Annotated in this window: 13 protein-coding genes and 1 pseudogene; 2 read left to right on the top strand and 12 right to left on the bottom strand. The window is 38.9% G+C overall.

From position 1 onward, the window contains the following. Positions 1 to 141: 141 nt before the first annotated feature. The 11 genes from H5975_RS04660 to H5975_RS04615 form a co-directional block, all read right to left on the bottom strand. The gene (locus tag H5975_RS04660; protein WP_204785083.1) at positions 142 to 1,869 is read right to left on the bottom strand and encodes an AlwI family type II restriction endonuclease; all 1,728 of its coding nucleotides are present in this window, start codon (positions 1,867 to 1,869) and stop codon (positions 142 to 144) included. Between the two features lie 13 nt (positions 1,870 to 1,882). Continuing rightward, a complete protein-coding gene (locus H5975_RS04655) occupies positions 1,883 to 3,757 on the bottom strand; it encodes a Dam family site-specific DNA-(adenine-N6)-methyltransferase (RefSeq protein WP_204785082.1) in 1,875 nt (624 codons plus the stop codon). 11 nt (positions 3,758 to 3,768) lie between these two features. Continuing rightward, entirely contained in the window at positions 3,769 to 4,143 is a 375-nt protein-coding gene (locus H5975_RS04650; protein ID WP_204785081.1) for a DUF5388 domain-containing protein, read from the bottom strand. Further along, entirely contained in the window at positions 4,143 to 5,027 is an 885-nt protein-coding gene (locus tag H5975_RS04645) for a ParA family protein (protein WP_204785080.1), read from the bottom strand. The genes H5975_RS04650 and H5975_RS04645 overlap by 1 nt, the downstream gene beginning before the upstream one ends. Before the next feature lie 1,213 nt (positions 5,028 to 6,240). Continuing rightward, positions 6,241 to 6,534, bottom strand: a complete 294-nt coding sequence (locus H5975_RS08735) for a hypothetical protein (RefSeq protein ID WP_239473144.1) — start codon at positions 6,532 to 6,534, stop codon at positions 6,241 to 6,243. A gap of 2 nt (positions 6,535 to 6,536) precedes the next feature. Continuing rightward, complete coding sequence (locus H5975_RS04635) at positions 6,537 to 7,181, bottom strand: hypothetical protein (RefSeq protein ID WP_204785079.1); 645 nt, start codon at positions 7,179 to 7,181, stop codon at positions 6,537 to 6,539. Next, positions 7,162 to 8,319 carry a relaxase/mobilization nuclease domain-containing protein gene (locus tag H5975_RS04630; RefSeq protein ID WP_204785078.1) on the bottom strand — a complete coding sequence of 386 codons (1,158 nt, stop codon included), beginning with the start codon at positions 8,317 to 8,319 and terminating at the stop codon, positions 7,162 to 7,164. Before H5975_RS04630 ends, H5975_RS04635 begins: the two co-directional genes overlap by 20 nt. Before the next feature lie 109 nt (positions 8,320 to 8,428). Beyond that, complete coding sequence (locus H5975_RS04625) at positions 8,429 to 8,863, bottom strand: hypothetical protein (protein ID WP_204785077.1); 435 nt, start codon at positions 8,861 to 8,863, stop codon at positions 8,429 to 8,431. Positions 8,864 to 9,446: 583 nt separating this feature from the next. Next, positions 9,447 to 9,638 (bottom strand): hypothetical protein, encoded by a 192-nt coding sequence (locus H5975_RS04620; RefSeq protein WP_204785076.1) that lies wholly within the window; start codon positions 9,636 to 9,638, stop codon positions 9,447 to 9,449. Then, a complete protein-coding gene (locus tag H5975_RS08975; protein WP_275086942.1) occupies positions 9,628 to 9,762 on the bottom strand; it encodes a hypothetical protein in 135 nt (44 codons plus the stop codon). Before H5975_RS08975 ends, H5975_RS04620 begins: the two co-directional genes overlap by 11 nt. Then, positions 9,749 to 13,162, bottom strand: coding sequence for a hypothetical protein (locus H5975_RS04615; protein ID WP_204785075.1), 3,414 nt, complete (start codon positions 13,160 to 13,162; stop codon positions 9,749 to 9,751). Before H5975_RS04615 ends, H5975_RS08975 begins: the two co-directional genes overlap by 14 nt. A 576-nt stretch (positions 13,163 to 13,738) precedes the next feature. On the opposite strand from H5975_RS04615, the gene H5975_RS04610 reads away from it, so the two are divergent. After that, positions 13,739 to 14,314, top strand: a complete 576-nt coding sequence (locus H5975_RS04610; RefSeq protein WP_204785074.1) for a recombinase family protein — start codon at positions 13,739 to 13,741, stop codon at positions 14,312 to 14,314. Here H5975_RS04610 and H5975_RS04605 read toward each other — a convergent pair. Continuing rightward, a pseudogene (locus tag H5975_RS04605) lies at positions 14,314 to 14,481 on the bottom strand (endonuclease III); the annotation flags it as partial. The gene H5975_RS04610 and the pseudogene H5975_RS04605 overlap by 1 nt on opposite strands. A 218-nt stretch (positions 14,482 to 14,699) precedes the next feature. On the opposite strand from H5975_RS04605, the gene H5975_RS04600 reads away from it, so the two are divergent. Further along, the gene (locus H5975_RS04600) at positions 14,700 to 16,133 is read left to right on the top strand and encodes an APC family permease (RefSeq protein ID WP_204785073.1); all 1,434 of its coding nucleotides are present in this window, start codon (positions 14,700 to 14,702) and stop codon (positions 16,131 to 16,133) included. Positions 16,134 to 16,248 lie beyond the last annotated feature (115 nt).

Below are 16,248 nucleotides of genomic sequence, written 5' to 3'. Positions count from 1 at the left end.
TAGTAAATAACCAAAAATGCGAACTACAATTTTTGATTAAATCAAAAATCATAGTTCGCATTTTCTTAGTTAGAAGCTAGAAAATAATAGTTAATTCCCAGCCTCTTTTGTCATTTATTAATAGTTGTTATGAAATTAGTGTTAAACACTTTGATAATTTTTAATAGTTTTTTCTATTTCATTTTTCCAAATTGGAACAGTTGCAATTCTTGGAATTAAACATTTTTCTATTAGTGTTTCTATTTCAGCATTTGAGAAATTGCTTATTTGGTATTGTTCCATAACGTAAATAAATTGCGATATGGTCATTGGTACAATGTTGACAAATCGAGGTTCATCTTGCTTATACCACAATCCAGTTCTAAACATCTCTGCTGTATTATTGTCTATCTGCTGTGCTAGAAATAAGCCATAAACTGGCTTGTTGGGATATTGCTCCTGAATTTGTGCTACGTGTCTTCTTACAGGTTCTGCTTCTGCAGCTTCTTGTCTGGATGTTGTAGTTAATGTTACTTCTGCAACTAGTACATATTTGTCAAATTCTAGGGTGACGTCTGGTCTACCTCCTGGAGCATTTCCAATAGGAAAGAAATCGTGGTCTACATTAAAACCTCTTGCATTGTATGGCTGGCACTTAAGACCATCAATAGCTAAGAAAGCACGCCAAGTTACCCACTCTAAAAATGCGGGCATATCGTCTCTTGCGTTTTCGTATTCTTCTCCGCTTTTTATGTCCCCATTTATTACTTTTAGATAAGTAATAATATTTTCAACATTTTGCGGAGTATTTTGCTGCGTAGCATATTTTCTTTCTCTTAAGTTGTCGTCTTTCATTTCTAGGTGAACTTTAATTTGTTGTAAATCTGGAACAGACTTATTTAATTCATCGTTATCTACGGCAACATTTAGTTTTTTAGAGAGCTCTTTAATCTCTGATACGAGAATATCTTTGTTATCTGTTGGTAATGGATATCCATTCCATAATTTATAGTAATATTCTAGTGGATCTTGAATAATATTAGGTTCTGTTTTTAGTATTTGGTCAATAATATCCTGCTTATCTTCGTTAAAAATGATTCTGCGTCCTTGCCTTGAAAAAAGGCCTGTCGAAAGCATATATTTAAAATTTGGATCTTCGTAAGTAGTCGCAGTAGCATACTTAACATTTACAGCTTCTGCATAAGGTGTTAAAAATTCCCTATCATAGGATGACTTGTTACGTTTGCCTTTAACTAAATCTCTACCTTTTCTATATTGAATAATCTTTGATGCTATGGATTCTGCCTTAGAATGATCCGTGCAAGACGAAATAATTACTAATTCAAGTCGATTAATCCCCTTTATTTCGCCAAGTTTTTTCAAGCTGTTTATTACCTGCAATACAAAAACAAATGGTTTGAACTTTGTATGCTCAACATCAAATGAATCAATTTGTATAGCTAGCAATGCTCTTAGAATAGTATCTTGCATTTCATAAATGGAAGTTGCTTCAGCTAAACGGTTTCCTTGTGGGGTAACTTCGTAGGCTTTACCGCTAATGTTTAAATCAGGAAATGTCTTTTTTGTTTTTTCTGCAATAGGGTCAATGCCATGGTTTGATGCTAGTTTTTTTCTTCCGATAGTTGATGGAGTTATAAATCCTGTTTTGTCAAACGCAGACCGCCATTTTCGTCCTAATGAAGAATCTGGCTTCGCATCCATATTAACAACATTACTTTTATCTAACAGTTGTGCGAATCCTAGTTCATTTTCTTCACTGTTGATGTTTCCGTTAAATTTGGAATTTTCCAGTACTTTAAGGCCTTCAGGAAATCTAGTTGTATTCCGTACAGTTGTATTACCAAAAGTATAAATGCTTTTCTTAATCATAGAGAGGACTCCTTCAATATCCTAAAAACAGATATTCTTTCACTTTGTTATTAGCATTAGACTTTTTATGACGATAAGTTCCAAATGAATATTTGTAATCTATTTCAAATATCTTAATGTTATTGAAATTATTGCTCATCATGGATATTAATTCTTCCTTTGTAGGTAAAGAATTAGATGAATATGATACTAGTACTTTCTTTTGTTTATATTTAGAAAATAGATACTCAAATGCTTTATATGTTGATTCCTTGGAATCAAACGGTGTCGGATAATTCTTAAATTTCTTAGTTTTAGTATTCCATTGCATGTTTACGTTTTTCCAATTTCTCGATAAGCCTTCTACAAAATGGTAACGTCTAACATATTCATTATCGCTAAGTTTGGAATAATAAGGAGGATCTAAGTAGATTAAGTCTGCATCTACATCTATATTGCGGAAGTCTTGATTAAACGTTTTATTAATTTGTTTGTTATCAAAAACAGAAGCATTAAATAGTTTAACAGCATTTATAAATTGTTCTTTTAACGATAATCTTAAATCTCGGCGCCCGTCATCATAACGGTTTCCTGTATATGTGAAAATACCACGAGGTCGTCTTTTCATGCATGCCCTAGAAATGGCTGCACTAATTAGAGCTTGTTTATAGCGCCCCTTAATCAATGACCTGTTTGAGCGGATTAAGTCAATAAAATCATTATCAACATCGCTAAAATACAATCCTTTAAATGTTTTAGCTACAAAATGGTCGTTACTATGTGGTTCTGAATTTAATAATATATCCATGTCTTTATCAGTTAAGGTTACATTGTTGTTTTCAACTGTTGCTAAGGCAAAATCAGAAGCGAAAGTCATATAGTCATTTGAAAAAACTTTTTTTCCTTTAGACTTAAAAAAATAACTTACACTTGCAGAACCACTAAATAGATCCAATACAGAATTAAATGATATGCCTTGTATAGCTGCATTTATATATGGAAGAAGCTTTTCTTTGCTACCCATATATCGTGTTGCAGGAAATGAATTGTTTTGAATTGGTATTTCTGTAGGTATTAGTTCATTTTGGGATGGAAAAGCTTTTACTAAAATGTCCTTACCGGTTCTTTTATTAGCTTTGCTATTAATACTCCTACGCGTGTTAAGGATCGATATATCATAGTCTTTATATAAGTCTAAAATAAGTGGATTGTCTGAGTTAGTTAATAAAACAAAACAACCTTTATTCACTAGTGAGTTAACGATATGAGATAGTTTCTTTTGATCCTCTTCACCGAATTGGTTTTTGGTGTATCTTTTGAAGTCAGAATATTGCGATACTGGCATATATGGAGGATCTAAGAAGATGAAGTCACCTTCTTGAGCATAATTGCTCAATACATTGGCGTAATCATCATTAATGATTGTTGCTTTTTGCAATTGGTGGCTTGCTTTAATTAGGTTATCTTCATCAAGAATTTTAGGATTCTTGTATTTGCCAAAAGGAACATTAAATTCTCCCTTTTTATTAACCCTGTATAAGCCGTTAAAACCTGTCTTATTCAGATAAATCATTCTAGCGGCTCGTTCTATCTTAGTTAATTCTTTGGGTTGTTTAGCCCTCACAGCATAATACATTTCTTTGTCATACTTATAATGTTTTAATTCATCGATGAGTTGATAAACATTGGAAGCAATTACGTTGTATAAATTAATGAGTTCTGAGTTGGAGTCTGCAATAATTGCATTATTAGGGTTTTCTGCAAAGAAAAGTGCCCCTCCTCCTACGAATGGCTCAATGTACTTGTTATATTTAGCTGGCATATTGGATTCTAAGACATCTAATATCTGTCCCTTACCACCCGCCCATTTTAAAACAGGCTTTGCCGTTGTTGTTCTTTTTTTAGGCATACTCTTTTTTATTATCTCTTCTCTTTCTTCTCAAACATTTCCAGCCACAACTCATATGACCGTTTTTCATCAGCATTTAACGAATTCAGCACACGTTCAATTGCTTGGTCAACAGTTGCATCTTGTGTGGCTACGCTGAGTGCATTTTCCAGAGCGTTAATTTTCAATACGGTCTTCTTTTGTAAACGAACCGTTTGGTAAGATTTCCGGCCGCTTTTTGGTCTACCAGGCCGCCTCTTCTTTGGTTGCTCTTTTTGATAGGATTCTTCGACTGCTTGGGTCATTTTGACAGGATTATAAGTCTCTTTAGGCTTAGAAATTTTCGTTTCGGCAATTGGTTTTGGTGTTTTTTTCTTAGTGTCTTTCACAAATTCAAACTTAGCCATTAAAGTTCAGCCCCTTTATCTTTTAGGCGTGCGAGGATTTCCTTCGTTAAGTTATTGTAAATATAATGTACCCGAGTATCGTGCATATCGTATTTTGTTAGGCCTTTTTCAGCAATTCCCGTTCGGTCATAGCGCTTAAGCCTTTCCATGTGACGAATAATTTGGTTAAATACCATATCTTTCCCGAAGTCCGTTTCAGCATCCTCCAAAATTTGATTATCTAGTCCGACATTATTTTTTAGAAGAACGGCTAAGACGCCTAAAATGTCAAAGTCAACATTAGCGTAGTCATTATACATTTGTTGTAAATATTCAAAGAATGTTTCAGCACCATCTAATGAACGTTGTTGAGTTTGGAGAACGATAATAACGTAATCAGTAGCATAAATTGCTGAGTCAGTAAAAATAGAAAGTGTCGGTGGTACGTCAATGATGACAAAGTCGTACTCATCGCGAATTTTGGCAAGCTGCTGTGCAAAGTAAGAAATACGTTGCTCCTTAACTTTACTCATTTCACTTTGTAAAGTAGTACTATCACCAGATTCGATTCTTTCCTTATCTAGCATGAATTTCATTTCGAGGAAATCTGGATAGTTCTTGAAGTCCTCAGAAGATGGCAGTAAATAAAGGTTATTCATGATATTAACAATGGCAGGCTTAATGTTTTCCTCTGTCAGTGCAACCATCATAGTTTTATCAATTTGTAGTTCAGTACCGTGCTGCAACCCATAAGTTCTCCGTAATAATTGTGTTGCATTGGCTTGCGGATCCAAGTCACAGACCAGTGTCTTATAGCCTAATTTTGCTAGTTGGTAAGCCGTCATAACTGAATTTGTGGTCTTACCTACGCCACCCTTCATGTTGCCGTATAAAATTGATGGCATCTTTCTCACTCCTTTAGAGGCTGTGTTCAAAATCATAAATACTTTACTACAATTAATAAGCAATAGCAATAGATGTTGGTATCTCGGTAATAATCATTACAGTGAATAATTGTAGTAAATAAATAACTTACCACAATTATTCACTGTAATTAAAGAGTGGTGGAACTGATAATCACTTAAAAATTTTTATGAACTTATTAATTAACTGTGGTAAATTATATATTTACTACAGTTATATATTGTAGTAAATAAATCACTCTTTTTAGAGAAGAAATATTGCTAAATCGCCATTTTGAAGTGTAGTAAATATATAACTGTAGTATGTTATATGTAGTAGTATGTTATATATTTACTACAGTTATATATTTATCACAATATATAACGTACTACAGCATATTCGAAAGCATTTACATTCGACTCCGACTAGCGTATCTTAAGAGATGAAATAGTTTTGGCGAACTACTTCATCAGCTAAATAAACTAGAGTAAAAGAAAAAGCCCACCGAAGTATTGGCGTACTTCAGTGAGCTACCGATTAACTACAGGCACTAGTTAAATCGGGGTTGTCTATTTCTCTAATACTATTATTGTAGGGGAAATAGATAGATATTTCAAGATATAACACTACAAAATTATCAATGAAAGCAAACCCTAAAAAGTACGAAAGCCGGCTAGTTAATTGCTAGTTGGCTTTTTTCTTTTGGTTCACAACCGGTTAAACTCGCAAGCAGTGACTCTGCACCGTGGTAGTATCCCGAAAGCGTCCGTGAGCCTGAAGACGCGTCAGGCTTGTAGTTAACAAACATGGGTATGCTAAACCCTGTCATTATCGCATATGACTAAAGACGTGGCTGGAAGCTTCGAAAATGCTTCAGACAACCCATCATTCAATATAATGTTATTGGCACATTATCGATGAGAGTTTTTAAGAACTGTACCGGCATCAAAAGCCACCCGACCAACAGGGACATAGAGGGGGAATGAATGGGACTAGGGCGAAGTGCGTTTAAAATGTCTGCTAGCTAGTTATTAATGAGCGTATCAAAGTACTGACACGTTGATTAATAACCAGCTGGGGTTGACTGAGAGAGCTAAAAAAGAAGCTTTCTTGAAACTTAAGCCACTAATAGGCTTGGTTTCGAGAGAGCTTCGCTGGAGGCTTGCCGGAAGCGAAGCTTCCTTATTATTGGAGTGTTTAAGTATAAGTGTATTTTTATAGGTCTGGCCCGTCATCTTCTATTTGATGTGATTTTTGCTTAACTTTATGCTTGATAGCTTGTTTCTTTAGTTTTAGCATTTGTTCACGTTCTTGAAGACGTTGACGTTTACGTTGCTGAAGTTTATATAGTTCTTCTTGTTTAATGCGCTCCTGATGTAATTGGATTTGGCGCATGAGTTTATGTTCGTGTTCAATTTGGCTATTATTGTAGTCCCACGGGGTGATTTTCCCTAATCGAATTAGTTTGTTAAAGTCTTTCGTTTCGTCATTAACATTAATGTAAATCATTATTACTGGTTCTCCTCTTTGTAATTGTTAATTACGATTGCCGCAAGGGTTGTGGCAATCAGCATTAAATATTTCCACCATCCGGGAGTTGCTATCGTAAGTCCTAAAATGATGGCGAATTCAACAAGCCACGTATTAATGGAGTGCTTAAGCGATTTGCTTGTTTCGATATTTTGCTTGGTTGCAACTTTAATCTCATTGGCTAATACTTGTGCGTTTGCTTGGGCTTGATTAGCTTCTGAAACGGCTGACTGTAATTCAATCCGTAGTTTTGCTTGCAAGGCATCGGACAGGAAAATATCGATTGGTTTCCCGATGATTTCTTCAAACTCGTTGGCTACTGATTCAGTTACCTTTTTGGTGGTCACATAAAAACCACTTTGAATAATACGTTTTAGCCAAGTCGAGTTAGTATTAATGGCTTTAGTGCTCTGATTTAGCGTTTCGCCAATCTGCTTAAAGTCGGCGTTCATGGAATCATTTTGCCTTGCAATGTCACTCATGGAGCGCGTTGAATTATCCATTCGTTTTTGTAGGGCGTCGATTTGCTGTTTGGCACCTTGTAAATTATCCTTCAGTCCCTCGTTATATACTATGTCTCTGGTATCAGTAGCAGAATCTAGTAGCCTAGAGGTCTGGTCCCGCATCTTTGCTTCTAGATGACTTTGCAATTTGCTGTTTTGCGCGGAGAAGTTGTTTTGCACGCTCTTTAAGTCGTTCTTGGTTGGCAATTGACTGAGTGTGCTTTCTGTTGGAGAGTTGGCGATTAGTTTGTCCAGCTTTTCGTTGAGTTTGCCGTTGCTGACGCTGTTCCTCAGCTTTGGCGGCGTTAAGCTCCCGAAGGTTGATGCGGTTGAGTTCTCGTTGATGTTGGATTTGCGCTCGTGCTTCGGCTGCCCGAGTTTTGATTTTGACCAGTTGTTCCCGCTCATTTTCTTTGTTTCTGACATTATTATCAGCTTCCTTTCTTTTATGACGTTGAGGGATTACAGGTAACGGTTGTTCCTCTTTTTGTTTATTGCGTTGATTCTGCCAGTACGATGTTAGATTCTGCTTAGTGTAGTTTTGACCAAGTCCTCGTGTGGTTAGTACTTGACCAGTTTTCTTGTCAACCCTCTGATAGAAGTCACGGGCACTTATCTTCTTAGTACCTGTTGTAGTTTTAATGGAACCGTGATAAGTCCAGCTTTTCCCATGTTGACGTTCAGTAACGGTTATACCGTACTGAGACAATTTAGTTAGGAATTCTTTGGCGTTATCAACTTTCGCCTTTACCAGGTCAATTGTTCTCCTGAGCTGTTCTTGCCATTTAGAACGATTGGATAATCGGTTTAAATCTGCACGGGAGTTAGCTTTATCAAATGGATTGTGCCATTGACGACCGGTTATTCTTTCAAAGTTATCGTTCAAGTAATCGTTAAAATTTCGTCTCATCTTAAAAACGCTAAAACGATTAGTTGCAATTGTCTTTCCGTTGGTTTTAACGGCATTGATTATCAAATGAACGTGTAAGCGGCCGCCATTACCATCTGCTTGTACTGCTGAGACGCTCTGAGCTTCTCCAAAATACTTATGTACGTACCCTTCTACGATTTGTAACGCCTGAGACGCTTGTTCTTCTAAGTTGCTGGTATCAAATTCCGTATTGGCGAATGAAATAATGACTGACTGACACTGAGTCGCGCGATGAGGGTTAAAAGCACGGTTCAAAGAATGATGAAATTGTTTCTCTAAGTAAGTGCCACTTTGGTTAATGGTTAAGGTTCCATCGGGGGCATGTAACATTTTTATGTTCATACCTGAGCAGGCAAGAACACGATGGCTCGTCTTAGCATCGTTATGGGGAACTTGATTAAAAATGTAAGTCAGTCTTCCATAGCTAGACTTACACGCGTTAGACATTAAGGTTGCCATGAACAACACGACTTTCATGTAACCAACGCTTCGCTTCATTGGCCAATTTGTTTAAGTTGTTGATAGACGAAGTGATTAGTTGAAGCTGCTGTATTACCCAATTCCAGGTTTCATCATCTCCCGGGTCTTCTTGTGCAGCGATGTTAAGAACATGGCTAACCTGATTTACATTATTAGTAACATTGCTGGAATTCCATAAAAGGGAATCAAGCTGTGCAGACAAATCATTATATCTAGCAACTAATTTATGTAACGTCTCTTGCGTCGTGCCATTAGTAAGTTTCTTGTCAATAATCAGTTTTCGAACAGTATCAGCGTTGTTAGCAGCATGTAGTGACTTCTTGATGGCATCAAACTGCTTTAACTGATTATCAGTCAAGCGAACCTGGACTAAATTTCGTTTAACTTCTGGCATGGATTAATAACCTCCTCATGATTAAAATTTGCCTTCCAAATTTTAATACGATTTATTCAACCTAGACCAATGGTCTTTATCGGTTGGATAAATCGTGATATTCGTCGGATTTCAAATAATGCGGTACCTATACCAATAATTGGTCTATACCAATATTACCACATTATTTGAATTCTGCAAGTAGTTAATTTTGTATGTCTTACATACAAAATACTCCTTGGAGGGACGCCTATTAGGCTTCCCTTCACCCTAGCGGAAGACGTTCAATATCGTTCAAAATTAATGAATTTTGAGACTTAATTGAACGTATACTTTGACTTGCCAAAGTATCAAACCAACCAGATTTGAATTGCAAATCTGGATAAACAAGTTCATTTTTTCATGGACGAAAAACGAACCAAAACAGTCATTTCTCTTTCACTGCCGAAGAGAAACAGTCAGGCAGTTGCTTCTAATAGAAGTAACATAAGATACTACCGCCTCCCGCTGGTCGTTGCTGAACCTCATCTCCAGGGTCAAAACTATAGATTTGACCCTTCCATTCGGTGAAAAAAAAGCCCGCTTTTAAGCGGACTTACGTTAACTAATTAACAGCATTAATCATAAAGGGCTTCAAATCTTTAACCTCTTGCCAAGCAGGACTACTGTCTGCATCCTTAGGAGGATTTTGCTGCAAATAGATAAGAAGCAAGTTATAGTCGTGAATCAAATCATCAGCACCATCAAATAATGCGCACAAATGATGAAAAACATTCTCAAATTCATTATTGGTCATTAGTTGAGGCCTTCTTTCTCTTGTTTTCAACCCCTTTACTCAGTTCCCTATTGCACTCATTCAGAGCGTCAATAATTCTTTCACCGCGTTCTATAACGTTTAAACTTAAATCAAAATCGTCCATTTTTAATAGCCTCCTGATAATACCAACCTGCTACAAGATTAACTTTGCTTTGACCTGCTTTAACACGTCGAATGGCTTTCTTAAGACTAGGTATCGCCGTTCTATACATTGAACAAAATCGATTGATTTCAGCGTTCAAATTGCCCTGAAGTATGCCTAAAGCCAAGCTATAGACATAATGACGATGGCAATATTGACGATATTCATCTAAATGCTTGCCACGATCTTTAAGCGTTGTAAGGCTCCTTTTGATGGTAGGATGTTCATTCATTGTTCTTAAAAACAGGTTGAAGTTTTCTGAATTACACCGCATAGGAACCATTTTTGCTAATTGGCCACCAATGTCCTTGGCAGTATCATGCTCTTCGCGATTAGAGTAAGGTTCAGTCGTAAAGTAACAGCAATTATTCTTTTGAATCAGTTCAACCGGTTTGTAAGCAAAGTCATAGCTTAAAGACACGTTAGTAATTTGTTCAAATTGCTCCTGGCTGCCGTAATGATTTTGCAATCGAAACTTCATCTCAGAAAGATTACTGATTCGCCAAGAAGGATTTTTAATAAAAAGTACATTCTTTTTCACATCATCAAAAAGGTCATAGCTCTTTTGTCCCATCATTGAAGCAGTGGCAAAAATACCCTTGCCGGTCCTTGAATAAGTACGGCTACCATTTACGCGAGTTCTGAGGTTAAACCAGTCATCAATCGAATTTGCTTTTAGCTCAAAGCCACGTTGCTTACCGGCTAAATGAAGTCTATCGAAGTAGAAGGGTTCCATTTTGGAATTAAAATATTCGGTCATCTGTTGAATAAACTTTTTATCATCAGCATTTTGATTAACGGAAAGACTTAGGCCATCGGTCGTAATATTGAGCTGTAAAGCTGGAGTATCACAATGATTTGACGCATCATAGAGAATGCATACTAAATATCGTGTAAAACTGGTGTAATTATCTCCGATTAAGGGGTCAGTGATTGGTGATTTTGGTGTTTCAGACATGAGATACGTATCGAAGTTCCGAGAACGACGATTACCAGTTCCTTGTAGTGTTTTTCCGAAAGTTGTATTAGCAGTAAGTTTGTGCAATAGTTGCTCGCCATCGGCTTGGGCAAACTGTTGACTTCCTGGATTGCTATGTTGCATTTTAGCTTTAGCAGCATTCCGAAGCTTAATTTCTTTGTTTTGAAAATCGCCAAAAACGTTCAAGCCATCCTGATTTTGCTTTGGAATGCGTAAGCGAACCACATGAACGCTGGCACCATGTTTCCAGGCAGTATAGGCATCAAGCAAAGTACACCAATCAACGTAATGCTTGACATAGATTGGGGCGCCTGTTGTCGAATGACTGGGTGTAACAATCATTTGAATATCATCAGGGTAATCGATTTGAAATAATCCAATTCCTACTAAAAACACGCTGGTTTGTTCCATTTGTGTTCCAATCGGTGCAAAATCGCAATCTTTCATACGAAAAGAATTAGAAACTTCAGAATTAAATTGGGCGCGTTTCATGAATTTAGGCAGTTTAGATGGCTTAATGACAGGGTAATTGTCATCAGAGTAGTCAATGATTGGGAGCAAATGGCCGCCAACATTATAAGCGCTAGTCAGGTCAAAATCTAAAATTCTTCCATGTCCATAGCCACTAATATAAGCAACATTATGACCACCAAACATTGCTTTGCAAGCCTCTTCATATAAGTCAGCTTGCCCAGGACGTACTCTTTCACTGCCTTTGCTTTCAACATACTCACGCAAGGGATAAGCGGGGTCTGCTAAAAACTGGTTTGGGTAATCCTGACGTTGCTTTGACACTTCTGACGCTGCATAGCTGCCAAGTGTCTTTGGAATACGGCCTAACGTCTTTTTTAGAAAAAGTGCATACTCCAGCGTGATAATACTATCGTTCATAGCGTATTCATTGAAGTCGCTTGGACGTTTCTCGCGAAAGATGTCCATGTGTGATTTGTAGAAACCAACTGGTAGACCGTCAGCCTTGTCAAATTTCTCGGTATTAATTTTCGGAATACCAACCATTTCACCAACCACTTTTAATCCACCAACCGGCGCGTCGTTCATAAGGTCAATAAGGTCAATAGAAATAGAAGAATCATCATTTAATTTCTTATTCACATAACCACGAGTAAAAGGCGCATTCTTTTTGAGAACGATGGTGTTCGTATTATTCCAAAAGCGTTCCCACCCATTGAAGCAGGAAATATCAACACCACTGTAATAGCCAACTAAATGGACGATTGCATGACGAGAAGAGGGGTCTTTAACATTGGCAAACCGTAATGGTTCTATTACTCGCTGAATTGCACTAATAAGTTCAGATTGCACAAAATGCTGATGTGATGTGTTGTGAACAACAAGCCCGTTTCTTCTGGTTCCTTTTGCGTTAACCGCATAAAGCTGAAAGCTAAGAACATCATCAGTATCGCGAACCTTACTATTCTTAGCTGAGTTCTTTAAGTCATGACTGACGTACTCGCAGTCTAGTGCGACGTAAAAAGTGTCCGTTTTAATAGTTCCTTCAGAAATAGGGAGAGTAATAAAATGCACGGTTTTATTATCAATCCCACGTTCTCCTAGTCCATTTAGGCATTTTTTCCAGAAGAGTAGCAAATATTTCATTCCAGCTTTGAAATCAACTGGCGATTGTCGTACTAGTGAGGCTGGACTTGGGGACGGACACACGGGGGCGACCCCGTATGTCTGGTCAATGTCCGTCTCAAGGATTGGCGTTAAATCAATGTTCTGCAAGCATTGATTCATGTCGCGCAATTTTACGCGACATGAATTACTCATAATTTTTTGAGCCAATTGATTTTGTAACCCAGCTAACCAGTACAATGTGTTAACATCTTCGGGCTTTGAATCCTTAAGGACTAATTGCTTAGCTTGACCGTTTTGCTTTTTGATAAGGCCATAACGTTCCCACCATTCTTGCCAGGTGCTAGCCGTACTATTGCTTTTAAGGGATTGGGAGTTTCCCACTTGATAAGCAACCTCAAAAAGGTAAATAAGATTTAGGAATTTGACGTTATCTAAATGATGTGGCGTAATCCAGTCTTGAATAATATCATTTAGCAAAGTATGCATTTGAGCATTATCTTCTACTGAACTAAGGGTATCTAGCCAGGCATCAACACAGTCTGAAAAGCTATGAATAATCGGCTTTAGAAAGTCAAAATTATCTTGTGACTGAATTAAGTCACTTTGCTGTAGATTGATTACCCTTTGGTACTGCTGCTCTGTTAGTTGATGATTAGTAAACTTTTGAGTGTTGTTGAAGCTTCCTTGAGTAAACTTCATCTTAACCGGACCACCTGACACCTTGCCAGTACTGGACATTGAAACCATTGGGCGCTTAATGCGCTTGCTGTTACCTTTGGACAAAATAAAGACTTCCTTTCGAATGACTACGAAAGAAAGCCTTATGTATAAATCCAACCTCATGACCGTATAATAATCCATAAATAACCGATTTTATGCATGTTATTTAATTAAATTTGGTTAACAATTAATAAAAACTTGTTGACAACAATCGTCGCGGATTATTACAATAGTTCTTAGCAACAAACGGAAACGGGTAAGTGGTTTTGGCCGTTTGGTTTGTTGGTTTGATGAGGTTGACTACATTAATTAGGCTTTAGTCGTAGTCAAACTTTGATGGTTTTAGACGATGAGTTCTTTAGGCTGGACTCACCGTCTTTTTTTATCTTACCACCTTTTTAGAGGTGACATCTACACTTATAAAATTGCATATTATGCAGGCATTTAACCAGACATGCTTGCTATAACAGGCATATCTCGCAATCACATGTTAATTTGCAGGTGCTTTCTTAACAAAATCTTAATATATTATTCGCAAATGGGTCAGATACTGTCCAGTAATTGACCTATTCTAAAAGGCGTGGTTTAATAGTAAATGAGTATGGCTCAAAAACTTAGTTCAGAAATGAAGTGTGAAATATGAAGTATGGTTATGCCCGTGTTAGTGGTACATCACAAGATTTACATGAACAGATTAGTGAACTAAAGCAGGCTGGAATAGCTGATGGCAACATTTACTCTGAAAAGTTTACAGGTACTAAAGCAGACCGTCCCAAATGGAAAGAACTATCTTCTAAACTACAACAAGGCGATGAGGTCTTTTTTACCAAGGTTGACCGGATTGGCCGTTCTGTTAAGGTTGCCGTAGACATTGTCGATGATTTGCTGGCGCGTGATATTAAGGTTTATATAATTCAGTTGAAGGGATATGTAAGTAAATCCGATATGATGGGCAAGATGCTTTTTAATTTTTTAACTGTCATGGCCGAATTTGAACATGACATGATTGTAGACCGACTAAAGCGTGGTAAAGAGTATGCTATGAAGCACAACCCAAATTTTCACCAGGGACGTCCCAAGCGAAGAATTACTGACCGTTATCGTAGAATTTATGCTTATTCCCTTGAACATTCTATTAAGGAAACAGCGCTTGCAACTAATGTTAGTGAAAGCACCGTAAAAAGGATTAAGCGACAAATACGAAATGAAAATTAAAAGAGGGCGGGAGTCAGCTGGTTGACGGACTGGTCGGTTGACTGGGCGCTGAGAATGACTGCTAGCAGGAAATGGAAGTGGGTGTCGGCAGTGAGGGTCGTGCCCGCGTCAGGATATTCCCGGCGCATGACCTGAATCGCTTGGTAAATTTCGGCATTGCTTAACATATTGATCACCTCAGAATGAAAAATCCTAGTCCTAGTGTACTCCTCTTATCTAATGATTAGAATAAGCGGGGGACTTAATAAAATTAAGTTGGAGGAGAAAATGATAAGAAAGGGCTTCCATTGCAAATTAACATTTGACCAATTGATAAACGGTTGGTAGAATAAATTAAAATTTTCTTACGATTCTAATGGTTATCTAATTAAAAGGAGGAAAAAGTATGAGTTTTTGGAAAACAATCACCCGAAAAGAAGACCCACGCGTGTATGAAAATAAGGACGGCCACCTGGTGCGGTCTTTAAAGGTGCGGGACTTCTTAGCACTCGGGGTCGGAACGATTGTGTCCGCGTCCATCTTTACCCTTCCTGGTGAAGTGGCAGCGATGCATACCGGACCGGCGGTTGCCATCTCCTTCGTCGTGGCGGCGGTCGTGGCTGGCCTGGTGGCCTTTGCCTACGCTGAAATGGCGGCAGCGATGCCGTTTGCCGGGTCTGCCTATTCTTGGATCAACGTGGTTTTCGGTGAATTCTTTGGCTGGATTGCCGGTTGGGCCCTGCTGGCGGAGTACTTTATCGCCCTGGCCTTTGTCGGTGCCGGGCTGTCGGCCAACCTGCGGGCGCTCTTAGCTCCGGCGGGAATCAAGCTGCCGGCTGCCTTGTCCAACGCCTTTGGTACTGAGGGCGGGGTCGTCGATATTATCTCCGTGGTCGTGATTGCCATCGTGGCGATTTTGATTGCCAATGGGGCGTCGAAAGCGGCCCGGGTGGAAAACCTGCTGGTGGTCTTGAAGGTCTTCGCAATCCTGCTGTTTGTCGTTGTCGGCCTGACCGCTATCAAGTCCAGCAACTACGTCCCGTTTATTCCGAAATACCACGAAACTGCTAATGGTGCGTTCGGGGGCTGGCAGGGAATCTACGCCGGGGTCTCAATGATCTTCCTGTCCTACATCGGTTTTGACTCGATTGCGGCCAACTCGGCGGAGGCCATTAATCCGCAAAAGACGATGCCGCGGGGGATTCTTGGTTCCCTGTTGGTTGCTGTGGTCCTCTTCGTTTCGGTGGCGATGGTCCTGATGGGGGTCCTTCCTTATACTAAGTACGCTAATAGTGCGGAACCGGTTGGGTTGGCACTGCGGGCGGCTGGTCACGGTGGCGTGGCTGTTGTTGTTCAGTCGATCGCGGTTGTCGGGATGTTCACCGCCCTGATTGGGATGAGTTTAGCCGGGTCCCGGTTGATTTACTCATTCGGTCGTGACGGAATGTTGCCGAAGTGGCTGGGGAAGGTTGACAAGGATGGTCGACCGAACCGGGCACTGTGGACGCTGACGATTGTGACGATTGTAATTGCGGCCTTCTTCCCATTTGCCTTCCTGTCCCAGTTAGTTTCTGCGGGGACGCTGATTGCCTTCATGTTCGTTTCGCTGGGAATCTATGCTCTGCGTAAGCGTGAAGGAAAGGACATTGCGGACCCATCATTCAAGATGCCGTTCTATCCGGTCATGCCGGCACTGGCCTTCTTGGCTTCCCTGCTGGTGTTCATGGGGTTAGACTACCAAGCAAAGCTCTACGCGGGAATTTGGTTCGTCCTTGGCCTGGTCATCTACTTTACTTACGGGATCCGCCACTCCTTCCTAGCCAAAAAGAAAGATAAATAATTGCTTGAGGCTGGGAAAAAACTCTCAGTCCAAAATGAAAGCCGGACGATGAATCAAATCTTGGTTCATCGTCCGGCTTCTTATGTACACAGGAAATCGTTCCTGATATGATGTA

Source organism: Limosilactobacillus coleohominis (assembly GCF_016901675.1).
Lineage (GTDB): Bacteria > Bacillota > Bacilli > Lactobacillales > Lactobacillaceae > Limosilactobacillus > Limosilactobacillus intestinavium.
This window is presented reverse-complemented; position numbering and strand designations above follow the sequence as displayed.